Raw genomic sequence first — 23,567 nt, 5'->3', positions numbered from 1 at the left:
CTCGCGGTGATGGTGGTGATCGCCGGTCGCGACGCGCCGTTCCAGCTCGGCGACCCGATCGTGAACGGCTTCGTCAGCTTCACGCCGGGCGCGTCCGGGTGCGGACGGGCGGCCTTCGCGTCCGGGTGCCCCGGCCCGCGTGCGGGCACCGACCGGGTGCGGGTGAACAGCTCGGTCCCGGCCGGGATCCGGTCCGCGAAGGGACGTCGGACACGGCCGGCGCCCGCCCGGCCGGTCATCCGGGGTGTCCGGCTCGTTCGGCGGCGGTCTCGAGCATCCGGGCGTGGCCGTCGGCGTCGGCCACGGCACCGGTGAGCACCACGAGCGGAGGCCGTCCGCCGTTGGCCGCGATGCGCCGGGCGATCTCGTAGGTGATGGTTCCGCCGCCGGAGAAGGCGCCCAGGACGAGGAGTTCGTCCGCGTCGGCCAGGGGCCGCAGCGCGGTGTACCGGGCGTGGGTCCCGCCGGGCAGGGGCCGCAGCAGGACGATCGACTCCGGGCCCCGGTAGGCCCGGGCGAGCCGGTCGTAGCGGGAGCGGGGGGTGCCGTGGGTCTGCACGAGGCAGACGGTGCCCGCGTCTGCGGCGCGTGCGGTGCGCAGCGGGACGAGCGGGGGTTCCGCCGCGACCGCGGGCCGGGGGCCTGCCGGGTCGCGGGCGGGCGCGGTGTTTTCGTCGCGGGCCGGTGAGACGGCGTCGATGGCGTCGATGGTGGCGGTCAGCAGGTCCAGGACGTCGGCCACGGTCGTGGAATCGCCGGCCAGGTAGGGCAGTTCGCCCAGCAGCAGGGCACTGTGGCTGAGGACGCCGGCGGCGTCGTCGAGCCGGACCCGGTCGTAGGACGCGGTCAGGACGAGCCTGCCGTCGCCGTCGTGGTGGGCGACGAGCGTGAAGGGGAAGGCCGTGCGGGCGCCCAGCATTTCGGCCTGCTCGACGCGGATGCCCTCGGCGGCGAGCCCCTGGGCCAGGCCGTCGAGGTCGCGGGGCCTGCTCTCGAAGACGAGGAGGGTGCCGTCCTCCTCGGGGGCCTCCCCGGCGTCCTCCCCGGTGTCCTCGGAGGTGGCCTGGGAGGTGGCCTGGGAGGTGGCCCAGGAGCGGGCCTGTCCCGGGGAGACCCATTCGTAGGCCGACATGTCCAGGGTCCGGTCGCGGAGTTCGGTGAGCAGGGTCGCCAGGGTGGCGCGGGGGTCGACCTCGACGGACAGCGGCAGCGCGGTGCGCAGCGCGGCAGGCATGTGCTCGGCGCCGTCGAAGAGGATGCCGCGTCCGGAGGCGGTGACGTCGAAGCGGACACGTGCCGCTCCCCGGGCCCCGCGGGCCCGGTACAGCAGCAGGGCCCAGACGGCCTGCAGGACGGTGCTCTCGCTGATGCCCCAGTGCGCGGCCCAGGCACCCAGACGCTCGGTCTGGGCGGCGGTCAGACGCAGCCGGGTGCGGTCGACGGCGTCGGACGGCCGCGTGGACGTCGCCCGGTCCCTCCCGCCCGCACCGGTGGTGGTCCCGGCCGGTGGCAGGGGCCAGGCGGCGTCGGTGGGCGAGGGCAGGGTCCTGGACCAGAAGTCGCGGGCGGCGCCGGTCTCCTGGTGGCCGAGCCAGCGGACGTAGTCGCGGATGTCGGGCCGGCGTTCACCGCCGGGCAGCCGGCCGCCCGCCAGATAGGCCCGGTAGAACTCGCGCAGCAGCAGCCGCGCGCTCCAGTCGTCGAGCAGGGCGTGGTGGTAGGTGAGCAGCATCCGGGCGGGCACGGGCTCGTCCGCTTCCACGGGGCCCGTGCCCAGGACGGTGACGCGCAGCGGGCCGGGCCGGCGCGGGTCGATGCCGCGCCTGCGGTCCTGCTCGACGACGTCGCTCCAGCGGACGGCGCCGTGCGGCATCCACAGCACCGCGGCGTCCAGGTGCTCGTGCAGGACGATCAGCGGTTCGGGCCCCTCGTCGAAGGCGGCGCGCAGCACGCTCTCGTGGTCGGTGACGGACTGCCAGGCGGCGCGCAGGCGTTCGAGGTCGAGGGGTCCGTGCCAGGTCGTCGTGAGCTGCTCGACATGACGGCCGGGGTGGCTGTCGGAGTCGGCGAGGAGTTCGCGCTGGAGCGGGGTCGCCGTGATGCTGCGGGCGGGGCGGACGCCGGGCAGCGGGTGGGTGAGCAGGTCGGCGAGCCGGCCGTAGGGGAAGGCGTCGCCCGGTGTGCCGGGCGCGTCGGCCGCCAGCCGCAGCGCGTGGTGGCCGGGGCCGAGTTCGTCGACGCGGTGCCGCCAGGCCGGGCCGTGGGGGTCGCGGACGGCGACGTGGTCGAGCGCCGCCTTGAGCCGGGCCGCGTCGAGGGGACCGCGCAGTTCCAGGGCGGGCGCGTCGTACGGGGGCCGGCCCAGGTCGACGACGACGGTCGTCGTGTCCTCGGGCGGCGGGGGTGAGACGTGGTCGGAGGTCATCGGCGGTCCGGGGCGCGCACGTCCGGGTGGCCGCGCCGACGGCGCGCTGTCCACGCGTACGGCTGAGTGCACGGCCTCCGCGTGCTGCGGAGAATCCCCTCCCTCCCCTCTCTGCGAGCGCGGAACTACTGTGCGCGGGCCCGCCCATACGGCCCTGATGCGGCGCTGACACGGTGCTGGTCCGGGCGGCCCGCGACGGGCGGGGCCCGGGCTAGCGCAGCGTGCGCAGGCCCGTCTCGAAGGCGTAGATCACCGCGTGGAGGCGGTTGGGCAGGCGCAGTTTGCCGAGCAGGTTCTGCACGTGCGTCTTGACCGTGTGCTCCGACAGCGTCAACGCGGCGGCGATCTCCGCGTTGGACAGCCCGCGCGCGACCATCCCGAGCACCTGCCGTTCCCGTCCGGTGAGCGTCGCCGGGTCGGCGTCGGAGACGGGCCGGGCCGGCTCCGCGGCGAGCGGCTCGCCGGGCCGGGGTACGACGGCGTACCCGGCGGCGGCGAGCACGACCGCGGCGGCCAGCTGGTCGGCGGTGACGGTGGCGGGCAGGTGGCCGCGGGCACCGCCCAGGGCCGTGCCGCTGCCGCCGACGACCAGCAACGGGCAGCCGGGGGCGGGCGGGGCGGCGGGCACCGCGCCATGGCACAGGACGACGTCCGGGCGCGCGGAGACGAGGTCTCCGCCGCTGCCGTCGCCCACGACGTGCAGGGCGGGCCGGCCGTCGAGGAGGGCTCTGATGCCGGCGCGGGCCAGCGGGTCGGGGCCGAGCACGTACACGCGTACCGGATCGACGGCCGCGGTGCCCGCCGGGGCGGGCCGGTGGGGTGCGCCTCCGGGCAGCACCTGAAGGGCGGCGCGCCGGATCGATGGCCGTGTCGAGAAACCCGGCTCTGCCACGACGGCCTCCTCGTCCCAGCGTCCGCACCGTCGTCCGGCACCCTAGTCGCGCCCGGGCCCGCGTCGCGGATGCTCGACCGTTCCTGGACCCGGCCTCCGGCGCCGCACGAGCCCGCGCGTCACACGTGCGGGGGATCAGCGGCCTGTCGGGTCCGCGAGGAGGTCGGCGACGGCGCCCATGAAGCCCTCGTCGAGCATGGTGCGGGGGGCCGTGTCGTGGGACGTGTCCAGGCCGGCGTCGTGGCAGGCCACGCTGATCAGGTAGCGGCCGAGCACCTGGTGGGTGGCGAAGGCCCACTCGCCGCGGGCGGCGGGCGTGCCGTCCGGTGCCAGCAGCCCGTCGCTGCCGGCGCCGAAGCCGAACTCGGAGAAACCGAGCCGCAGTCCCTGTCCGAGGGCCTTGGTGTACGCCTCCTTGAGCGTCCACAGCCGCAGCAGCCCGGCCGACCGCTCGGCGTCCGGCAGCCACTGGAGCTCCGCCCGCTCGGCGGGCGTGCACATGTGGTCCTGCATCAGGTCGAACTGCATCTTGCGCCCGGCGGGTTCGGCGTCGACGCCGATCCGCCCGTTGCGGCTGACCCCGACGGCGATCAGGTCGTCGGTGTGCGTGAGGCTCACATCGATCTGGTCGAGCCCGCGCAGATAGGGCCGTCCCCCGATCTTGTACGCCAGGTCGAGTGCGGCGGCCTCGGTCTCCAGCGCGGCCGCGGCCGTGAACTTGGTGGCCAGCCGCGACGCGACGAACCTGAGGCGCACGACGGGGTCGGTCAGGCGCCGGTAGCGCGTCCAGTCGCGGCCGAGCAGCGATCTCAGCGAGGGGTCGGTGACGGCGGTGGTGAGCCATTCGCCCCAGGTGGTGTACACCACGGCGTTGCCCCGCAGCAGCATGCCCTCGCGCACCAGGTGCCAGGGTCCGTCGGGGCCGCTGACGTGGACGGGCTCGCTGATGCAATCGGCGTCGTCCGGTAGGGACGTCATGGCCGGTTCGGCTCCCGTCGACGGGTTCACCGTGTCCCCTCCCTGTCGTGGGTGTCGGTCGTTCACTGCGCGAGCGGTGTCGCGTCCAGGTCGCAGCTGAGGCCGGCCCGGTACCGGCGGACCAGTTCGTCCAGTACGTGTGACACGCAGCCGTCGGGCAGGTCGGGCACCGGGATGCCGAGCCGTTTGCCGATCCGGGACAGGGCCAGCACCGCCCACGCCGTGTCCGCGAGGAACGGATCGGTGCCGTCCTGGCCCTCCCAGACGCCGAGGACCGCGGCGGCGGCGGCGATCAGGCTGTAGCGGTCGCTGAGCACGCACACCGCGGGATCACCGAGCGCCGGGCTCCCGTACGGAGGCAGCGTCCGGCATGTCTCGCGCAGCGCGCGCAGTTCGGCGACGAACGCCTCGGCCAGCTCCGCGAGCGCGGTGACCTGGCCGCCGACGCCACGGGAGGGGGCAAGCCGGTCGGCCGACCCGACGAGGGAGGCGGCCATGAAGTCGCCGCCGCCCGCGATGCCCAGCGACCGGTAGTCGAGCGCGGGGAGTTCGGCGCCCTTGCGGAACAGTTCCGGCGGCGGCTCGTCCTCGGCGAACCAGGCACCCTCGGCGAGGGTGCGCAGCTGCGGCACGATCACGGCCTGGCAGGCGGCGGTGCCGGCATGGCCGAGTCCGGCGACCGGCAGGTCCCGTACGAGCTTGTCGAGGGCGCCGTACTGCGCGCTGCCGTGTTTGTGGCCACGGGCGCCGAGCACGGTGGCGAGCTCCTCCAGGTTCTCCCGCAGCAGGTCGGGCACCACGTACTTGACGGCGGCGGCCAGGACATGGGCCCGCCCGGGCAGCAGCCCCAGCGCGCGCAGGGCGACGGTGGCCATGCTGTCGCAGGCCAGCAGGTCGGCGAAGACCCCGGTGAGCGGCTTGTGCCAGCGGCGGGCGACGGGACCGCTGTGCCGGGTGGTCGCGGCCCGGACCGCGGAGTGCAGGACGGTGTCGGCGGCCGCGGTGACGACGCCGCAGATCACGCTGCGGTTGACCTGGAAGGTGCGCAGGGCGAGTGCGACGCCTTCGCCGGTGCGGCCGACGAGCGCGTCCTCGGGCAGCGGGCGGCCGTCGAACTCCAGCCCGGAGAAGAGCGCCCCGCGCATGCCGGAGGTCTCGATCCGCGGGAGGTGCCGCACGGTCCCGGGCTCGGCCCGGGCCGGGTCGAGGAGGAAGACGGAGTGGCTGCGCGGTCCGCGCGCGGCGTCGGTGCGGGCGTAGACGACCTGGACGTCGGCGCGCGCCGCGTTGATGATGAGGTCCTTGCGGCCGTACAGCCGGCGTCCGCCCCGCGGCACCGGGCGGGCGGTGAACTCGTCCCGCAGGATGGCGTTGGCGTGGGCGAGTTCGTGGTGCAGGATCGTGGCGCGGCCGCCCCCGAGCAGCAGGTCCGCGAGGTCCTGGCGCTGCCGCGCGCTGCCGGCGGCCCAGACCGCGCCGGTGGCGAACAGCGAGGTGAGGCCGTATCCGAAGCCGAGCGCCGTGTCGCGCCGGAAGACGGGGCGCAGGGTGCGCGCGAGCAGGTCGGCGCGGGTGAGGCGCCCCCCGTACTCGGCGGGCACGAACTCGGCTCCCAGGCCGGCCTCGTCGAGCAGGGCCTCGGTGGCGGCGGGCGGGGTGCGCCGGTTGTCGGCGGCGAACAGCGCGCGCAGGCCGTGCGGGTTGGCGGGGTCGTACGGGTCACCGAGCAGGGTCTCCAGCCGCGCGGCGCGCGCGAGCGCGTCCGCCTCCCAGCGGCCGTGCCCGGCGCCGGCTGCGTATACGGTCTCGGCGGTGGTGGTCATGGCGGCGGTGGTCAGCTCCTTCGTCCCGGTACCTGGCTGTCGCATACCTGTGCCTGACGCTGACGGCGGCTCCTCGAAGAGCGCTGGAGCGGCTCTCGACGTGTCGTCCAGGAATCCGGGGCGGCAGCGACGGCCGCTCGCTCGAACCCGCTGAACAGACCGCGTCGTCGGTTTTCCCTCGACCGGTTCCCCAGCGGCACTCCGGCGGGACCCGGCCCTTCCCCGACCGTTTCCCGACCGGGCCCGACCCGCGAAAGAACTGCCGCGTCCCCTCCCAAGGGGGCGCGGCAGCCTCGGATCGCCTGGTGACCGTCGGTGAACGGGCGGCGACCGCTCCTCACGCCGCCCGGGCCACGGACTCCGCGTACCGCCGGGCCAGCTGAAGCGTCGCGGTGGAGTTGCGCCCGAGGGCCTCGCGCACGTAGCGGCGGGCCCGGTCGAGGTCCGCGTCGGCGCCCAGCACCTGCTCCACGGCCTCCTCCCGCAGCACCACGCTGTGCTGCGCGACGGCGGTCACCCCGTCCACGTCGGACACGACGTTCCACTCCCCGGTGTGCGCCTCCATGAGCGCGGGCGTCGCGGTCTGCTTGTAGACGATGCGCCCGGCGTGCGGGAAACAGATCCGCACCGACTCGGTGGTGTGCACGGCCCCGTCCGCGGTCAGCGTGTCCATCGACATCAGCTGCACCCCGGGGGCGTCCTCCGTCAGCTCCAGCCGCGCCACATGCGGGATCAGCGTGGGCCAGTCCGCGACCCGGTAGAGGAAGTCGTACACGTGCTCGGCCGGCGCCTGGATGCGCACCGTGTCCTCGAAGGACAGCACGAGCTCGTCGAACCGCTTCCACCGCTCGGCGAGGGACCGCAGACTCGCCAGTTCCGCCCTGGAGTTGGTGTCGAGGACCTGCTCCACCCAGGCCGTGTCGCGGGCGCTGTCGCCGTGCACCGCGAAGTCGTGCAGCAGCGTCAGCACACTGGTCCCGTCCGCCCGTTCCTCGGCGATCCACGTTCCGCGCATCGTCGTCACGGGCAGCTGCGGATGCGTGTGCCGGAACTCCACGCACCGTGTGGCGGGGTCCTGGGCCCGTTCCGAGATCCACGACCTGACCCTGCCGTCGACTGTCGCCCACATCCGCAGCCGCTCGTTCGTGCCGTCGAACTCCAGCCGCTCCACGTGCACGTTCTCCGGGAAGAACAGCGGCCACCGCTGCGCGTCGGAGATCAGCCCGTAGACGACTCCGGCCGGGGCGTCCACCTCGACCGAGTGCGATGTGCGGTGCATCTGCTCAGTCGGCACTTCGGTACCTCTTCTCTTCGTGGTGATCAGTCGGTGCGCGGTGCGGGGATCAGTAGGTGCCGAGTCCGCCGCAGACGTTGAGGGCCTGGGCCGTGATGGAGGCTGCGGGCGGGGAGGCGAGGTAGCCGACGAGCGCGGCGACCTCCTCGGAGGTGGAGTAGCGGCCCAGGGGGATCTTGGCCTCGAACTGCTCCTGGACGTGGTCCTCGGTGGTGTCCCAGGCGGCCGCGTAGCCCTGGCGCACGCGCTGGGCCATGGGGGTCTCGACATAGCCGGGGCACACCGCGTTGACGGTGATGCCGGCGGGGGCCAGTTCCCGGCCCAGGGCCTTGGTGAAGCCGACGACGCCGTGCTTGGAGGCACTGTAGGGGGCGCCGAGCAGGACGCCCTGCTTGCCGGCGGTGGAGGCGATGTTGATGATCCGGCCGCCCTCGGTGTCGGGCAGGCCGCCGTTCCTCAGCACCTCCCGGGTGACGCGGAAGACGCTGTTCAGGTTGGTGTCGATGACGTCGTCCCACAGCTCGTCCGTCAGATCGGCGGTCACCCCGCCGCCGCTGCGTCCGGCGTTGTTGACCAGGACGCCGATCGGCCCGTGGGCCTGGACGGCGGCGGCGACCAGACGGGCCACCGACTCCTTGTCGCGTACGTCGGCCGCGATGCCGTCGACGGTGAGGCCCTCGCCGCGCAGGTCCTCGACGGTCTGCTTGACCTGCTGCTCGTCCCGGGCGCACAGGAACACCCGGTGGCCGCTGCGGCCCAGCTCCCGGGCCACCGCCAGGCCGATCCCGCTGGTCCCGCCCGTCACCAGGGCGGAGGGCTGGTTGTCGGTCACGATCAGTACTCCTTCGGAGGGTGGACGGGGGTGGGCAGGCCCGAGGCCGGTTCCCGCACGGCCTCCCCGGCGAGCGGGGCGGCGAGCCCCAGCGGGGCGAGGGCCAGGTCCAGCACGGCGCGGGTCAACCGGGTGCCGCGCGCGGCGACATAGCCGTCCGGGCGCACCAGCACCCAGCAGCCCGGTGCCAGGCCGAGCGCGAACCGCAGCCGGGCGTCGGGGTCGGCGAGCGGGGCGGGTCCGTCGGCGCGCCCCGCGCCCACCGTCCGCACGGACAGCCACTCCCCGTACTGGACGGCGGCCGTCACGGCGACGCCGGCGGGCGCGTCGCCGGGTCCGGTGCCGTCCGCGGCGAACAGCAACGACCAGCGGGGGTCGCGCAGTTCGTCGTGCAGGGCGCGGCAGCCGGGCGAGGAGGGGTGGTGGACCCCGGTCTGCGTGACCCGCTGTCCGGGGCGGGGTCCGGGGGCCGGGGTGGTCCCGGCCGTCGCCGCGGGTCCGGCGCCCTGGAGGTGCCGGTACGCCTCGACGGTGGTCAGGGAGGACTCGGGGTACCCGATGCGCAGGCCGGACATGCCGCCGAGGACCTTGCGCTGGATGGCCCGGCGCAGCGCCGGCACGGCGCGGACGACACCGAAGACGACCGGCAGCGCGGCCGAGGCCAGCAGGTTCTTCAGCTGGACGAGGAAGGTCGCCGTGCGGGTGGAGCCGAGCAGGGCCTCGCCGACCGGCACCCGCTCCTCGCTGTAGGTGTCGAGCAGGACCCGACCGGCGTGGCCCTGGTCGACCTGGGCGAGCTTCCAGGCGAGGTTGTAGGCCTCCTGGACGCCGGTGTTCATGCCCTGCCCGGAGGCGGGGCTGTGCACGTGGGCGGCGTCCCCGGCCACGAAGACGCGGCCCTGGTGCATCCGCTCCACCATCCGCTGCTGGAAGGTGAACACGGACGTCCACTCGGCCTCGCCGACCCGGACCTCGCGGCCGAGCCCCTTGGACAGCTTGGCCCCCAGTCCCGCGGTGCCGCCGTCCGGTGCGGGCGCGGTGTCCAGCAGCCGCCAGTGCCCGTCGCGGGCGTAGGGCACCATCATCAGGGCCTGCCCGCCGGTGTGGGTCCAGTAGATGGTGTCGGGCGGCAGGTCGGTCTCGACGGGTGCGTCGGCGAGCATCCACGTCTCGCTGGACTCGCCGATCAGCTCCAGCCCGAGCAGCTTGCGCACGGTGCTGTGCCCGCCGTCGCAGCCGACCAGCCACGAGGTCCGGGTGGTCTCCTGCACACCGTCGGCGTCGCGCAGACGGACGCTCACACCGTCCGCGTCCTGCTCGAACCCGGTCAGCTTCACGCCCCACTCGACGTCGACGCCGAGGCGGGCCACGGCCTCGCGCAGCACGGCCTCGGTCTCGGCCTGGGGGACGATCAGCGTGTACGGGTACGAGGTCGGCATCGTCGAGTAGTCGGCCTCCAGCCGCACCAGCCGGCGCCCCCCGGAGTACATGGTGAAGGCCCGGTTCTGCCGTCCCCGCGCGATCAGGCCGTCGACGACGCCCATCTGCGCGAACGTCTCCAGGGTGCGCGGGTGCACGGCCACGGCCCGGCTGGTCGGGGCGGGTCCGGGCGCGGCGTCGACCAGCCGCACCCGCACTCCCCTGCGGGCGAGTTCGTGGGCGGCGGTCAGGCCGACGGGGCCCGCGCCGACGACCAGCACCCGCGGTCGGTCGAGACCGTGCATCACACGCTCTCCTCGACGATCTCGTACAGCCCCGGCTCGGGCGTGGCCAGCGGGCCCAGGCCCTTGACCAGGGACTGGAACTCCTCACTGCGCACGGCCTTCTTGTGGGCGCCGGCGTCCTGCCACACGGCGAGCTCGAGGAAGACGTTGGGCGCGCCCGCGTGGCGGAGGGTCAGGTGGCTGACGTATCCGGGCTGGGCGGACATGTAGGCGGTGAGCTTGCCCTTGACGGCGAGGAAGGTGTCGAGGTCGCCGTGCACGGTCAGCTTGTTGACGAAGGTCACCATGGTCTGCTCCTGGGGAAGAGGGATGTCGGGGTCGGTCGGGGAGGTCAGCACGCGGCCCGCGCGGTGAGCCGCCGCCGCACCAGTCGCCGCGCCGGCTTCCCGGTGGGGGTGCGGGGCACGGCGTCCAGGGCTTCGGTCAGGCGGATCCGTTCGAAATGTGCGAGGTGCTCGTTGGCCCGGGCCGCGACCGAGTCGAGGACGTCGAGCACCTGGTGGGCGTCATGGGAGTCGTGGTCGTCGCGCAGGACGACGCCCGCCCAGACGAGTCCGCCGTGGGTCTCGTCGGGCCAGTCGGCGACCACGCAGTCGGCGACCCGGGCGTCGGCGGCGATGATCCGTTCGACACGGCTGGGCGAGACGATCTCGTTGTCGTACTTGAAGATGTCGTCGACCCGGTCCACCAGCCACAGGGCGCCGTCGTCGTCGACGTATCCGACGTCCCCGGTGGAGAACCAGCCGTCCGCGTCGACGCGCGCGCAGGTGTCCTCGCCGAGGTAACCGGCCATCAGCTGAGGGCCCCTGACCTGTACCTCCCCGGAGGACCAGACGTCGACCGGACGGCGGGTGACCAGGTCGACGAGCCGGCACTCGGTACCGGGCACCGGGGCACCGACCGCGCCGGGACGGTCACGGCCGGGCTGCTGGCAGTGGGTGAGCGGCGACAGCTCGGCCATGCCGTAGCCCTGGATCACGGGGACGCGGAGCAGGTCGCGCAGCGTGCCGGCGGCCTCCGGGCGCAGTCCCGAGCCACCGGACAGCACGGCCCTGAGCCGGGACCCGCCCCGTGCCTTGAGCGGTGTCGCGGGCAGCCGCTCGTCCGCGGCGAGGCGGTGCAGCCGCGCGGGCAGCCCGTAGTAGTGGGTGGCGCCGGTGGCGGCGGCCACGGCCAGCGAGACCACCGGGTCCGGATCCCGGCACAGCACCTGGCAGGCCCCCGCGTCGACCGCCGAGTTGAGGTGCATGACGTGGTACAGCGGCAGATGGTTGACGGTGACCGAGTCGCGCTCCAGCCGGTGGGCGAGCGCGGTCTGCCGGGCGTTGGCGACCACGTTGCGGTGGGTGAGCAGCACGCCCTTGGGGCGGCCGGTGGTGCCGGTGGTGAACTGCACGCAGGCGACGGCGTCCAGGTCGGCGTGGTGCTCCTCGGGGGCGTCCGGCGCGGCGTCCAGGGCGGTGTGCAGCGCCAGGCATTCCGCGGGCACCGCGCCGTCCGGCGCGTCCGTCACCACGACGGCGCGCAGCGCGGGCAGCTTGCCGCGCGTCTTGGCCAGCAGCCCGGCGGTGGCCGAGGGCACCAGCGCGATCTCGACGTCGGCCGTGGCGAAGACGTGCCGCAGCCCGTCCTCGCCGATCAGCGGGTTGACCAGGACGACCGTGGCCCCACTGCGTATTACGCCGTAATAGGCGGCGGCGAAGACGGGGTCGAGGATGTTGGCGACACCGACCCGTACGCCGGGCCGGCCGCCGGTCTCCTGCCGCAGATACGCGGCGATCCGGTCGGCCCGCTCGTCCAGTTCGCGGAAGGACACGGCCGTGTCCGCGGTGCGCACGGCGACGCCGTACGGGTCGCGCTCGGCCGCCGAGCGCAGCAGGCCGTCGACCGAGAGGTCGGGGTAGGTGAAGTCCGGCACGGCTCGTTCTCCTCCGGGTCTCGGCGGGCGGCGCGAACCGCTCGGCGAGACTCACGTTCTGCCGGACCGCTTGAGGAATGTTCGAAGAATGCTCGATCTGTGCTGCGGAGAGTGGGGCCCACACGACGGAACGGAGGTCCGGTCACATGACCACGGACATGCTCATTCGCGCCGACCACCCCACCGCGGAACCCGCGTTCGGCGACCTGTACGCGCAGGTCCAGCAGTTCTACTCGCACCAGATGCAGCTCTTCGACGCGCACGACGCCGAGCGCTGGGCGGCCACCTTCACCGAGGACGCCGTCTTCGACGTCCCCACCCTCGACGAACCCGTGCGCGGCCGTGCCGACCTGGCGGCGAACGTACTGCGCAACAAGGCCCAGCAGGAGCACGGCGGCCGGCAGCTGCGGCACTGGATCGGCATGCTCGACGTACGGTCGCGGCGCGACGACGAGCTGCGCACGCGCTGCTACGCCCTGGTGTACGTCACGGAGCGCGGCGGTTCCTCGAAGCTGCTGCGGGTGTGCGTGATGGAGGACGTCCTCGTCCGCGCGCGCGGCACGTGGCTCACCCGCCACCGCGTCGTCACCCGCGACGACCTGGCCTGACGCTCCCGTCCCAGTTCGCGCACACCCACCAGACCTGGAGGTCCGCCATGACGAGTTATGCCCCGGAGGTGCGACTCGGCGCCGACCCGGCCGTCCTGTACGCGCGGGTGCAGCAGTTCTACGCCGGTCAGGTCGCCCTGCTGGACGACCTGCGGGCGGAGGAGTTCGCCGCGACGTTCACCGCGGACGGGGTCTTCGTACCGTCGCCCCACGCTCCCGCGCTGCGCGGCCGTACGGCGATCGCGGCGGGGCTGCGGGCCGCCCACGCCCGGAAGTTCGGCGCCGAGCCGGTGCGCCGGCGCCACTGGTTCAACATGCTGCGCGTGGACCCGGACCCCGACGGCACCCTGCGCGCCCACTACTACACGCTGGTCGCGGTCACCCATCCCTGGCACGCCACCCCGGTCATCGGCCCGAGCGCGGTGGTCGAGGACGTCCTGGTCCACGACGAGGCCACCGGCACCCTCCTGACCCGCGAACGCCGCGTCACGCCCGATCACCTGTCGTTCTGAGCGCGGCGGGCTCGGCGCCGAGGAGATCGGTGCGCACGGTGACCGGGTCGGTGCCGTAGGCGACCTTGCGGGTGATGCGCTCCCCGAGGCGGGAGCGGGTCACCAGGGCCGCGGCACGGGAGCGCAGCCGGGTGGTGACGGGACCGCCGCGGCCGAGCAGCGCCTTGGCCTGCATCCGCTGCATCCGGTGCACGGCCGCGGCGACCGGCCTGCGCCGCTGCTCGTAGGGCAGCAGCCGGGCCCGGCTCGCGTCGCCGGTGCGGACGGCGTCGAGCAGGACGGGATGGGCGGCGGCCGCGTCCTGCAACGCGAGGTTGATGCCCTGGGCGCCGATCGGTCCGTGCGTGTGGGCGCTGTCGCCGACGAGCATCAGCCCGTCGCGCACCCACTCCCCCGCCTGGGCGGCGAACACGTCGAGCAGCTTCAGGTCCGCCAGCGCGGGCGGATGTTCCTGGAACAGGTCCGCGAACTGCGGCAGGGCTTCGCTCAGTTCGCGCCGGATGGGGTCGATCCCCAGGGCCGCGATCCGGTTCCAGCTGCGGTGCGGCAGGGTCCAGCCGACCCGCAGCAGGTCGGGGTGGGTGTCGTGGACGAGGAGGGCGCCGCGTGCCGTGCGGTGGACCTGTACGTGTCCGGGGGCCCGGCCCCCTGCGGGCAGCGCGAACCACACCACGTCCTGGTCGAACGCCTCGGTCCGTCCGGCGTCGATGCCGGCCAGCATCCGGGTGCGGGAGTACCGGCCGTCGGCGCCGACGACGACCCGCGCCCGCACCGTCGTGGTCTGCCCGTTCCCGCGCTGCGCCACGACCCCGGTGACCGCCCGGCCGTCCCGCAGCAGCGCGCTGAGCCGGTAGCCGCCCAGCGAGGTGAAGCCCGGCAGCTCACGGCAACCGGCGAGCAGTTCATGCAGCAGGTGCCGCTGGGGCAGCGCGAGCAGGCAGTCGTACGGCGCCGGCAGGCGCCGGTAGTCGATGTCGAGCAGCAGCCGTTGGTCCTGGAGAACCTGGAAGCCCCGCAACGGGCAGGCCCCATGGGCCCGGGCCGCGTCGAGGACGCCCAGGTCACCGAGGACGCGCTGGCCGCCGGGCTGGATGATCTCGCCGTGGAAGTCGCGGCGCAGTCCGGTGGAGCGCTCCAGCAGGGCGACCCGGACGCCGGAGCGCAGCAGCATCAGGGTGAGCGCGAGCCCGGCGGGCCCGGCACCGACCACACAGACATCGGTCCGCAGTTCTCCCACCCGTCCCATCTCGGGCACTCCCGGGAAGTCCGTGTCCGGCCGCGGGCTGTCACTCATGTGCGTCCTCCTGTACTCGGCTGCGACCGGAACAGGACCGTCCGCAGAGGGGGGCTAGTGCCGCGGCAGGCAACGTCTGCCCGTCAAGGAGCGGCGTCCGGTGCGTGCTCTCGGCGTGCCGGCCGCAACCCCTCGTACTGGATGCACTCGGGCTTTCGGCCGGTGCGGCGAGAGGGCGTGCCGGGCGTCGCGACGGGGCGAACGTCGCCTGCCACGGCACTAGCCGCGCGCACCGCTCGGCACCCGGGTGGCCGGAGCGAGGCGCCGTACGACACGGCAGGCCCGTCCGAGCAGCCGGGGCAGCGCGGGTTCGCGGACGAAGAAGTGGTCGCCGGGCAGGGTGCGGGTCACCAGCGGTCCCGCGGTCCAGTGCCGCCAGCCCGCCAGCTCGGCGGGCCGCACCAGCGGATCGCCGGTGCCGGCGAGTGCCAGGACGGGGACGGTCAGCGGACCGCCCCGCAGCGGGGCGCGGGCGGCGCGGCGCAGACTGTCGGCGAGGAGCAGGTCGTCGCGCAGCACCGGCATCACGGACCGGTACCAGAAGCCGCCCGGTGCGGCGTCCTCGGGCACGGCGCCCACCGCGTCGAGCATGCGCAGCAGCCGGTCGTCGGACTCCCGGCAGGCGTCGGCGAGTTCGGACGGGGCGTCGGGCGGCGGACAGGCCCCGACGGCGAGCAGGGCCGGACCGGGCAGCCCTGCCTCGTGCAGGGCCCGGGTGAGCGTGTAGGCGACCAGCGCGCCGAGGCTGTGTCCGTACAGCACGTACGGCGTGTGCGGCATGGCCCGGAAGTCGTCCATGAGGTCGGCCAGCAGCGCCTCGCGGTTCGTCGCGCGGGGTTGGCGGCGCCGGCTGTCGCGGCCCGGAAGCAGGTGCGGCACGGGCCGGACGCCGGTGCCGAGGCCGGCCAGCCAGCTGTGGAACGACGAGACGCCGGCTCCGGCGTGCGCGAAGCAGTGCAGCGGCACCGGCTGTTCGTCGGGCATCGGCCCTCCCTTTCCTCTCGTTCCCGTGGCGTCCCGTCCCGTCGCGTCCCGCGAGCCACGCGGGTCACGTGCGGCTCCTCGGACCTCGCTCGGGGTCAGGCCGTGAACAGATTGAAGGTGGAGGTGGGGCGCGGGCCGCACACCACGTCCAGCGCCGGGTCGACGGTCAGCATCGCCTGGTGCAGCCGCTGCAACTGCGGCGAGGGCTCCACCCCGAGGTCCTCGATCAGCCGCTTGCGCAGCCGGCGGTAGACGTCCAGCGCGGTGGCCTGCCGGCCGGAGCGGTAGAGCGCCACCATGGCCTGCGAGTGCAGGCCCTCGTGCTGCGGGTGACGGGCGACCAGATCGGTGAGCTCGGCGATGAGTTCGGCATGGCGGCCGAGCCGGAGGTCGGAGTCGATGCGGCGCTCGACGGTGCCCAGGCGGCTCTCCTCGAGCCGCATGACCTCGATCTCCAGGATCGGGCCGACCCGTACGTCGACGAGCGCGGGCCCCTGCCACATGGCCAGCGCGTCTCTGAAGAGCCCGGCCGCCCGCGCGTCCTCGCCCGCCTCGAACGCGGCCTGGCCGGCGGTCACCAGCTGCTCGTAGCGGTGGATGTCGACGCTCTCGGGCGAGATCTGCAACAGATAGCCGCCGTGCCGGGTGGCCAGCACCTCCTTGGCGGTGCCGGGGGCGTCGGGCCCCATGGCGGTGCCGAGGCGGCGGCGCAGTTGCAGGATGTACGTCTGCATCGTGGTCATGGCGCTCTGGGGCATGTCGGTGCCCCAGATCTCCTCCATGAGGGTGGGCACGGGCATGACCCTGCCCGGGTAGAAGGCGAGCAGAGCGAGGATCTGCCTCGGCTTGCCCGCGGTCGGAACGATCGAGACCCCGTTGACGTCGGCGCTCAACGGACCCAGAACCTGTATCTCCACAGTTTCCTCCCCGTACCGGTTGAGTGGTTGGTTCCACTCGATGGCTCAAAGCCGTCGGCCGTTCAGCACGCTAGCCCCGTTCGCGTCGCACCCCTCGCTCTCTCCACCCGCGTTCAAGCGACCTTCCACACAAGGGCTTTCGACCTGGGACCGGTCGCTCGAGAAGCCTTCTACGGCCGCTGGAAGCGGGCTCGCGCGGGCGGTCGCCGCCCGCTTCGGGTGGCTATGGTCCCCAGGGCCGGCCGCTCCACCCCGCGGCCGTGCCCGCCCGGACCGGACGGGACGCCACCGGGGCCTCTCCGGCCGCCGCGCCCCGACGAGAGACGGAGTCACCATGGAACAGCGCCGGCTCGTGCCCGCCCGCCCCGCCGGTCCCCGTCCACCTCACGGCCGGCACCCGGACCGGGCAGTGCCGCGATGAGCGTGCCGCGCGGCGGCGTCACGTCCCTCACCCCGGCCTCCCCGTCCGGCGAGAGCACGCCCGGCGGCGAACAGACCGAGTTCCGGCTGCTGGGGCCGGTGGAGATCCGGGACGGCGGCGCCGGAACCGACATCGTGCCGCCCGGCCTCAAGCAGCGCGTCCTGCTGTCGGCGCTCGTGCTGCACGCGGGCCGGCTGCTGTCGGTGGACCAGCTCACCGAGGAGCTGTGGGGCGCGAGCCCGCCGTCGAACGCGGCGAACGCGTTGCAGGCGCACGTGGCCCGGCTGCGCCGCCTGCTGCCGCGGGAGCCCGTGCCGGCCTCCGGCCAGGAGTGGATCACCACCCTGCCGACCGGCTATCTGCTGGGCCTGGGCCGCGCCACCACCGACGTCCAGCACTTCCACCGGCTCTCCGCCAAGGGCCGCGCGGCGGTCGCCACCGACCCCGGCTACGCGGCCCAACTGCTGCGCCGGGCACTGTCGTTGTGGCGCGGACCGGCACTCCAGGACAGCCGTCACGGCCCGATCTGCACGAGCGAGGCGGACCGCCTGGAGGAGAACCGGCTGACGGCCCTGGAGACCCTGTACGAGGCGAGTCTGCGCTGCTCCCAGCACGGCGAGATCACCGGCGAACTGGAGAAGCTGACGGCCGACCATCCACTGCGGGAACGTTTCTACGACCTGCTGATGGTCGCCCTGTACCGCAGCGGCCGCCAGGCCGAGGCCCTCGGTGTCTACGATCGCGCCCGCCGCCGCCTGGTGGAGTCCCTCGGCATCGAACCGGGACCCGTCCTGCGCGGGCGCCTGGAGGCGATCCTCAACCACGCCCCGGACCTGTCCGCCCCCGCGGGCGGCGGCGTCCCGGCCGGGCCGACGACACTGACCGACACCCTGGAACTCGGCGGCGAGATCGCCCGCCTGCAACAGCACATCGACGAACTGTGCCGCCGGCAGGAGGCGTTGGTACGCCGTTTCGACTCGCTGGTGGCCCGCCTGCCGGAGACGGGGTGAACGGGCCGGGTGAGCGGGCGGGGGTGCTCACCGCGCGCCGGGTTCGAGCCGTGCTCCAGGCACCTCGGTGACGCTGGGACGGTCGACGAGCTCGCGTTGTCGCCGGTCGGCGACCTGGCCGCCGTAGGGACATCTGGAGGGCAACTGTGAGGGACAGCCGATGAGACGGGTCGTGATCACCGGGATCGGAGTGGTCGCCCCGGGGGGCGTGGGCACCGAGGCGTACTGGTCGGTGCTCACCGCGGGCCGCACGGCCACCCGCGGCATCACCCTGTTCGACCCCGCCCAGTTCCGTTCGAAGATCGCCGCGGAGGTCGACTTCGACGCCGCCGCGTACGGGTTCACCCCGGCCGAGGCCGGCCGGCTCGACCGCGCCGCGCAGTTCGCGGTGGTCAGTGCCCGCGAGGCGCTGGCCGACAGCGGTCTGGACGGCCGGCTCGACCCGCTGCGCTGCGGGGTCACCCTCGGCAGCGCGCTCGGCTGCACCACCGGCCTGGACGTGGAGTACGGGGCGGTCAGCGGCAACGGCGCCCACTGGCTGGTGGACCACACCCGGGCCGTCCCCCATCTGTTCGACTACTTCGTGCCCAGCTCGCTGGCCGCGGAGGTCGCCCGCACCGTCGGCGCGCAGGGCCCGGTGTCGCTGGTGTCCACGGGCTGCACCTCGGGCCTGGACTCCGTGGGGCACGCGGTGGAGCTGATCCGTGAGGGCAGCGCCGACGTCATGGTCACGGGCGCCACCGAGGCCCCGATCTCCCCCATCACCGTGGCCTGCTTCGACGCGATCAGGGCCACCTCGCCCCGCAACGACGAGCCACAGACCGCCTCACGGCCCTTCGACCGCACCCGCAACGGGTTCGTGCTCGGCGAGGGCTCGGCGGTCCTCGTCCTCGAGGAGCTCGGGCAGGCCCGCCGCCGCGGCGCGCACGTGTACGCGGAGATCGCGGGCTTCGCCAGCCGCAGCAACGCCTATCACATGACCGGTCTGCGCTCCGACGGCAAGGAGATGGCGCAGGCCATCACCGCCGCCCTGGACGAGGCCCGGCTCGCCCCCGACGCCGTCGACTACGTCAACGCGCACGGCTCGGGGACCAAGCAGAACGACCGGCACGAGACGACCGCGTTCAAGCAGAGCCTGGGCTCACGCGCGTACGAGGTGCCCGTCAGCTCCATCAAGTCGATGATCGGGCACTCGCTCGGCGCGATCGGTTCCCTCGAAGTGGCCGCCAGCGCCCTGGCCATCGAGCACGACACCGTGCCGCCCACGGCCAACCTGCACGAGCCCGACCCCGCCTGCGACCTGGACTACACCCCGCTCGTGGCCCGTGAACAGGTCACCGACACCGTCCTGACCGTGGGCAGCGGCTTCGGCGGTTTCCAGAGCGCCATGGTTCTGACCCGCCCGCACCTGGGAGTGAGCGCATGACCGGCACGTCCCTCCTCGAAGGCCCCGCCGTCGGCGTCCGCGCCACCGCGGCCGCGGCCACCCGCACCACCCACGCCGTGGTCACCGGTATCGGTGTCGCCGCCCCCAACGGGCTGGGCGCCGAGGCCTGGTGGGCGGCGGTGCTGCGCGGCGAGAACGGCATCCGTCCGCTGACCCGCTTCGACGCGGCCGGATATCCGGCCCGGCTCGCGGGCGAGGTACCCGGCTTCGTCGCCGAGGAGCATGTGCCGAGCCGGCTGCTGCCGCAGACCGACCAGGTGACCCGGCTGTCGCTGATGGCCGCCGAGGAGGCGCTGAAGGACTCCGGTGTCGACCCGGCCGAGCTGCCCGAGTACGCGGCGGGCGCGGTCACGGCGGCGTCCGCGGGCGGCTTCGAGTTCGGCCAGCGGGAGCTGCAGGCACTGTGGAGCAAGGGCAGCCAGCACGTGAGCGCGTACCAGGCGTTCGCCTGGTTCTACGCGGTCAACAGCGGTCAGATCTCCATCCGTCACGGGCTGCGCGGTGCCAGCGGGGTGCTGGTGTCCGAGCAGGCCGGCGGTCTCGACGCGGTGGGACAGGCCCGCCGCCAGCTGCGCAAGGGCGCCTCGCTCGTCGTCACCGGCGCGGTGGACTCCGCGCTGTGCCCGTGGGCGTGGGCCGCGCACCTGGCCGAGGGCCGCATCAGCCTCGCCGGCGACCCCGACCGGGCCTTCCTGCCGTTCTCGGCGGACGCCTGCGGCTACGTCCCCGGCGAGGGCGGCGCGCTGCTGGTCCTGGAGTCCGCCGACGCGGCCCGCGCCCGGGACGCCCGGGTGTACGGGACGGTCGCCGGATACGCGGCCACCTTCGACCCCGCCCCCGAGGCGGGCGGCGGCTCACGGCTGGGCGCCGCGGCCGAACTGGCCCTGGCCGACGCCGGGGTGCGGCCCGACCAGGTCGACGTGGTCTTCGCCGACGGCGCCGGGGACCGGACGGCCGACCGCGCCGAGGCGCAGGTGATCGCCGGGCTGTTCGGGGCGTACGGCGTCCCGGTGACCGCGCCGAAGAGCATGACCGGCCGGCTCGCCTCCGGCGGCGCCGCGCTGGACCTGGCCGCCGCCCTGTTCGCGCTGCGGGACCAGGTGATCCCGCCCACCACCGGTACCCGGCACCCGGCCGGGGACTGCCCCGTGGACCTCGTGACGGGCGCGCCGCGCCGGGGCGTCGAGCTGCGGACCGCGCTGGTGCTGGCGCGCGGGCGCGGTGGTTTCAACGCCGCCGCCGTGGTCCGCGCCTGACCGTCGCGCCTGCCGCCCGCACCGCCCGTACCGAAGGACCCCGAGGACCCCGAGGACCCCGAGGAAATCCGTGGAAACCGTGGAAACCGTGGAAAGAGGGACGACGTGAACCGGCTCGAACTCACTGACCTGATCGCCCTGTTGCGCGAGTGCGCCGGCGAGGAGGAGGGCGTGGACCTGGACGGCGACGTCCTGGACGTGCCGTTCGCCGACCTGGGCTACGACTCGCTGGCGGTGCTTCAGACGACCGGCCGGATCGAGCGGGACTTCGGTGTGCTCCTGGACGAGGAGGCGATCGACGAGGCCGAGACGCCGCGCGCCTACCTGGAGCTGGTCAACAGGGCGCTGTCCGAGCGCGCCGCCGCCTGAGCGGACGGGGGGATGACTGTGCTGCGCGCCCTGCCCGAGGCCCGCGCCGTGAGCGCCGGCGTCGTCGATGCCACGCTTGCGGAGGTGGCCGACGGGGTGTACGCCTTCGTGCAGCCCGACGGCGGCTGGTGCCTGAACAACGCGGGCCTGGTCGTGGGCGACGGGGGCGGGGGCGTGCTCGTCGACACCGCGGCGACCGAGGCCCGGGCGCGGCGGCTGCGCGAGGAGGTGCTGCGGGTCACGGCCGTGCCGCCGCGCACCCTGGTCAACACGCACTTCCACGGCGACCACACCTTCGGCAACCACCTGTTCCCGGAGGCCGTGGTCGTCGCGCACGAGCGGACGCGCCTGGACATGGCGGCCGCGGGACTGCATCTGACGTCCCTGTGGCCCGAGGTGTGCTGGGGCGACATCGAACTGACGCTGCCCGAGATCACCTACCGGGACGCGCTGACCCTGCACGCGGGCGGGGTGCGGGTGGAGCTGCTGCACCTGGGCCCGGCCGCGCACACCACCAACGACACCGCGGTGTGGCTGCCCGAGCAGCGGGTGCTGTTCACCGGCGACGTGGTGATGTCCGGTGTCACGCCGTTCTGCGTGATGGGGTCGGTCAGCGGTTCCCTGGCCGCTCTGGACCGCATGCGCCGCCTCGGCCCGCTGGTGGTCGTCCCCGGTCACGGCCCGGTCGGCGGCCCGGAGCTGCTCGACGCCGACGAGGCGTACTTCCGCCGGCTGCGGGACCTCGCCCGCACGGGCGTCGCGGACGGCGCGAGCCCGCTGGAGCTGGCCCGCGCCGCCGGCCCCGGCCCCTTCGCGGGGCTGCTGGACGCCGAACGGCTGGTGCCGAACCTGCACCGGGCCTACGCGGAGGAGCAGGGGGCGGCGCCCGGGGAGCGGCTGGACGTCCCGGCCCTGTTCCAGGAGATGACGGAATATCACGGCGGCCTGCCCGCCTGCGGGGCCTGACCGCCCCTCACCCCGGAGAAAGAGGTGGCGAAGGTGCCGGCCGAACAGGTGCACCGCACAGCGCACGACGTGGAGATCGCCGCGCCCGCGGCGGTCGTGTACGGGCTGGTCTCGGACGCGGTGCGGTGGCCGCTGTTCTTCCCGCCGAACGTGCACGTGGAACAGCTGGAGTCCGGCGGCGGACACGAGCGGCTGCGGATGTGGGCGACCGCCAACGGCACGGTCAAGTCGTGGACGTCGCGCCGCCGGCTGGCCGCGGCCGACCGTCGTGTCGACTTCCGCCAGGAGGTCTCGGCCGCCCCGCTCACCGGGATGGGCGGCAGCTGGATCGTCGAGGAGCGGGGCGAGAGCGCGTCCCGGCTGGTGCTGCTGCACGACTTCACGGTGGGCGGGGACCGCCCCGAGGACGTCGCGTGGGTGGAGCGGGCCACGGACACCAACAGCCGTGCGGAGCTGGGCCGGGTCAGGGACCTCGCGGAGCGGTGGCGGCGCCTGGACGCACTGACGCTGTCCTTCGAGGACACGGTGCGGGTGCAGGGCCCGGCCGAACCGGTCTACGGCTTCCTCCGCGACGTCGCGGACTGGCCCAGGCTGGTTCCGCACGTCGACCGCCTGGACCTGGCCGAGGACACCCCCGGGGTGCAGGTGATGGCCATGGACACCCGCACCGCCGACGGGTCCGTGCACACCACCGAGTCCATCCGGGTCTGCTTCCCCGACACGTTCCGCATCGTCTACAAGCAGACGGCCACACCGGCCCTGATGGACGCCCACACCGGCGTGTGGTCCGTGGTACCCGACGGGACCGGTGCGACCGTCACCTCCCGGCACAGCGTGATCCTGCGCGAGGAGGCCATCGAACCGGTCCTCGGCGCGGGCGCCTCCCTCGCGCAGGCCCGCCGTTACGTCCGTGAGGCGCTGGGCCGCAACTCCACGGCCACCCTCAACCTCGCCAAGCGGCACGCGGAGTCGGCACGCGCGGTCCGGTGACCGGCCGGCCCGCTGCGGGCGGGGCGGTGACCCCGGCCAGGCGGTCCCCGATGCTGCCCCACACCTCGGCGGCCCGGTCGACGAGGAAGAAGTGGCCGCCGGGCAGCACGTTCACCTCGAACGCGGACCGGGTGTGCTGCTGCCAGGCCCGCACCTGGCCGACCTCGGCCTTCGGGTCGCGGTCGCCGGTGAACGCGGTGATGGGGCACTCCAGCGCCGGGCCGGGCCGGTGGCGGTAGTCGCGTACCGCCTGGTAGTCGCAGCGCAGTGCGGGCAGGATCAGGTTCCGTGTCGCCTCGTCGTCGAGCAACGCGTCCCCGGTGCCGTTCAACGCCCGTACCTCCGCGAGGACTTCGGCGTCGGTGACCGGCTGCCGCCGGTCCCTGTCGCGCTCCAGCGCGGGGGCGCGGCGCCCGGAGACGAACAGCTCGACGGGGCCCCGGCCGGCGTCCTGGAGCCGGCGCGCGGTCTCGAAGCCGACGATGGCGCCCATGCTGTGCCCGAACAGGGCGTAGGGCCGGTCCGTCCACGGGCCGAGTTCGTCGACGATCCGCTCGGCGAGCACGTCGATGTCGGTGACGGCCGGCTCTCTCAGGCGGTCCTGGCGGCCCGGGTACTGCACGGCCAGCACCTCCACGCCGGGGGCCAGCGCCCGGGCCACGGGGAAGAAGAAGCCGGCGGCTCCGCCGGCGTGCGGCAGGCAGACCAGACGTACCGGCGCGTCGGGGGCGGGGCGGAAGTTCCTGAGCCAGGGGCTGGGGGCGGGGCTCGTCGTCATGAGGGTTTCTCCTGAAGGCTGTCGGCCGGGGTGGTGCGGGCGGATGCGGGCCCGGGCCCTGGTCCGTTCGGACGTCCGCCGGACCCGGCCGGGTTCCCGCAGGCGCTCGGCACCTGTGTCCTCCCGCCG

The 23,567-nt window shown here is 74.3% G+C and carries 21 protein-coding genes; 8 read left to right on the top strand and 13 right to left on the bottom strand.

Annotated elements, in window-relative coordinates; all coding sequences use genetic code 11:
• Window positions 1–235: 235 nt before the first annotated feature.
• From QQS16_RS36140 to QQS16_RS36100, 9 genes are all read right to left on the bottom strand, one after another.
• Window positions 236–2,425 carry a condensation domain-containing protein gene (locus QQS16_RS36140; protein WP_286066744.1) on the bottom strand — a complete coding sequence of 730 codons (2,190 nt, stop codon included), beginning with the start codon at window positions 2,423–2,425 and terminating at the stop codon, window positions 236–238.
• Between the two features lie 211 nt (window positions 2,426–2,636).
• Entirely contained in the window at window positions 2,637–3,317 is a 681-nt protein-coding gene (locus QQS16_RS36135) for a response regulator transcription factor (protein WP_286066743.1), read from the bottom strand.
• 135 nt (window positions 3,318–3,452) lie between these two features.
• Window positions 3,453–4,295, bottom strand: a complete 843-nt coding sequence (locus QQS16_RS36130; protein WP_286066742.1) for a 4'-phosphopantetheinyl transferase family protein — start codon at window positions 4,293–4,295, stop codon at window positions 3,453–3,455.
• 62 nt (window positions 4,296–4,357) lie between these two features.
• Window positions 4,358–6,163 carry an acyl-CoA dehydrogenase family protein gene (locus QQS16_RS36125; protein ID WP_286066741.1) on the bottom strand — a complete coding sequence of 602 codons (1,806 nt, stop codon included), beginning with the start codon at window positions 6,161–6,163 and terminating at the stop codon, window positions 4,358–4,360.
• Between the two features lie 292 nt (window positions 6,164–6,455).
• On the bottom strand, window positions 6,456–7,397 hold the full coding sequence (locus QQS16_RS36120) for an aromatase/cyclase (protein WP_286066740.1): 942 nt from the start codon (window positions 7,395–7,397) through the stop codon (window positions 6,456–6,458).
• 64 nt (window positions 7,398–7,461) lie between these two features.
• Window positions 7,462–8,244 (bottom strand): 3-oxoacyl-ACP reductase FabG, encoded by a 783-nt coding sequence (gene fabG, locus QQS16_RS36115; protein ID WP_502963946.1) that lies wholly within the window; start codon window positions 8,242–8,244, stop codon window positions 7,462–7,464.
• Window positions 8,245–8,246: 2 nt separating this feature from the next.
• Complete coding sequence (locus QQS16_RS36110) at window positions 8,247–9,968, bottom strand: FAD-dependent oxidoreductase (RefSeq protein ID WP_286066739.1); 1,722 nt, start codon at window positions 9,966–9,968, stop codon at window positions 8,247–8,249.
• Window positions 9,968–10,255 carry an antibiotic biosynthesis monooxygenase family protein gene (locus QQS16_RS36105; protein ID WP_286066738.1) on the bottom strand — a complete coding sequence of 96 codons (288 nt, stop codon included), beginning with the start codon at window positions 10,253–10,255 and terminating at the stop codon, window positions 9,968–9,970. The genes QQS16_RS36110 and QQS16_RS36105 overlap by 1 nt, the downstream gene beginning before the upstream one ends.
• 44 nt (window positions 10,256–10,299) lie before the next feature.
• Window positions 10,300–11,886 carry a class I adenylate-forming enzyme family protein gene (locus QQS16_RS36100; RefSeq protein WP_286066737.1) on the bottom strand — a complete coding sequence of 529 codons (1,587 nt, stop codon included), beginning with the start codon at window positions 11,884–11,886 and terminating at the stop codon, window positions 10,300–10,302.
• A gap of 146 nt (window positions 11,887–12,032) precedes the next feature.
• Here QQS16_RS36100 and QQS16_RS36095 point away from each other — a divergent pair, with 146 nt between their 5' ends.
• Window positions 12,033–12,494 carry a nuclear transport factor 2 family protein gene (locus QQS16_RS36095; RefSeq protein WP_286066736.1) on the top strand — a complete coding sequence of 154 codons (462 nt, stop codon included), beginning with the start codon at window positions 12,033–12,035 and terminating at the stop codon, window positions 12,492–12,494.
• Window positions 12,495–12,541: 47 nt separating this feature from the next.
• Window positions 12,542–13,006 carry a nuclear transport factor 2 family protein gene (locus tag QQS16_RS36090; RefSeq protein ID WP_286066735.1) on the top strand — a complete coding sequence of 155 codons (465 nt, stop codon included), beginning with the start codon at window positions 12,542–12,544 and terminating at the stop codon, window positions 13,004–13,006.
• Here the strand turns inward: QQS16_RS36090 and QQS16_RS36085 are convergent.
• From QQS16_RS36085 to QQS16_RS36075, 3 genes are all read right to left on the bottom strand, one after another.
• Entirely contained in the window at window positions 12,981–14,300 is a 1,320-nt protein-coding gene (locus QQS16_RS36085) for an FAD-dependent monooxygenase (protein WP_286066733.1), read from the bottom strand. The two genes, QQS16_RS36090 and QQS16_RS36085, sit on opposite strands and share 26 nt — an antisense overlap.
• Before the next feature lie 219 nt (window positions 14,301–14,519).
• On the bottom strand, window positions 14,520–15,284 hold the full coding sequence (locus QQS16_RS36080) for a thioesterase II family protein (protein ID WP_286066732.1): 765 nt from the start codon (window positions 15,282–15,284) through the stop codon (window positions 14,520–14,522).
• Between the two features lie 95 nt (window positions 15,285–15,379).
• Window positions 15,380–16,201 (bottom strand): AfsR/SARP family transcriptional regulator, encoded by an 822-nt coding sequence (locus QQS16_RS36075; RefSeq protein ID WP_286066731.1) that lies wholly within the window; start codon window positions 16,199–16,201, stop codon window positions 15,380–15,382.
• A gap of 417 nt (window positions 16,202–16,618) precedes the next feature.
• On the opposite strand from QQS16_RS36075, the gene QQS16_RS36070 reads away from it, so the two are divergent.
• From QQS16_RS36070 to QQS16_RS36045, 6 genes are all read left to right on the top strand, one after another.
• The gene (locus QQS16_RS36070) at window positions 16,619–17,632 is read left to right on the top strand and encodes an AfsR/SARP family transcriptional regulator (protein WP_286066729.1); all 1,014 of its coding nucleotides are present in this window, start codon (window positions 16,619–16,621) and stop codon (window positions 17,630–17,632) included.
• 160 nt (window positions 17,633–17,792) lie between these two features.
• A complete protein-coding gene (locus QQS16_RS36065) occupies window positions 17,793–19,058 on the top strand; it encodes a beta-ketoacyl-[acyl-carrier-protein] synthase family protein (protein WP_286066728.1) in 1,266 nt (421 codons plus the stop codon).
• Window positions 19,055–20,335, top strand: a complete 1,281-nt coding sequence (locus QQS16_RS36060) for a ketosynthase chain-length factor (RefSeq protein ID WP_286066727.1) — start codon at window positions 19,055–19,057, stop codon at window positions 20,333–20,335. Before QQS16_RS36065 ends, QQS16_RS36060 begins: the two co-directional genes overlap by 4 nt.
• A gap of 105 nt (window positions 20,336–20,440) precedes the next feature.
• The gene (locus QQS16_RS36055; RefSeq protein ID WP_286066725.1) at window positions 20,441–20,704 is read left to right on the top strand and encodes an acyl carrier protein; all 264 of its coding nucleotides are present in this window, start codon (window positions 20,441–20,443) and stop codon (window positions 20,702–20,704) included.
• 12 nt (window positions 20,705–20,716) lie between these two features.
• The gene (locus QQS16_RS36050; protein ID WP_286066724.1) at window positions 20,717–21,670 is read left to right on the top strand and encodes an MBL fold metallo-hydrolase; all 954 of its coding nucleotides are present in this window, start codon (window positions 20,717–20,719) and stop codon (window positions 21,668–21,670) included.
• 33 nt (window positions 21,671–21,703) lie between these two features.
• Window positions 21,704–22,660, top strand: a complete 957-nt coding sequence (locus QQS16_RS36045; RefSeq protein ID WP_286066835.1) for an aromatase/cyclase — start codon at window positions 21,704–21,706, stop codon at window positions 22,658–22,660.
• Here the strand turns inward: QQS16_RS36045 and QQS16_RS36040 are convergent.
• A complete protein-coding gene (locus QQS16_RS36040) occupies window positions 22,614–23,438 on the bottom strand; it encodes a thioesterase II family protein (protein WP_286066722.1) in 825 nt (274 codons plus the stop codon). The two genes, QQS16_RS36045 and QQS16_RS36040, sit on opposite strands and share 47 nt — an antisense overlap.
• Window positions 23,439–23,567 lie beyond the last annotated feature (129 nt).

It is taken from the genome of Streptomyces sp. ALI-76-A (assembly GCF_030287445.1).
Lineage (GTDB): Bacteria > Actinomycetota > Actinomycetes > Streptomycetales > Streptomycetaceae > Streptomyces.
The sequence above is the reverse complement of the archived record's forward strand: the minus strand, read 5'-3'. Positions and strand labels throughout refer to the sequence as shown.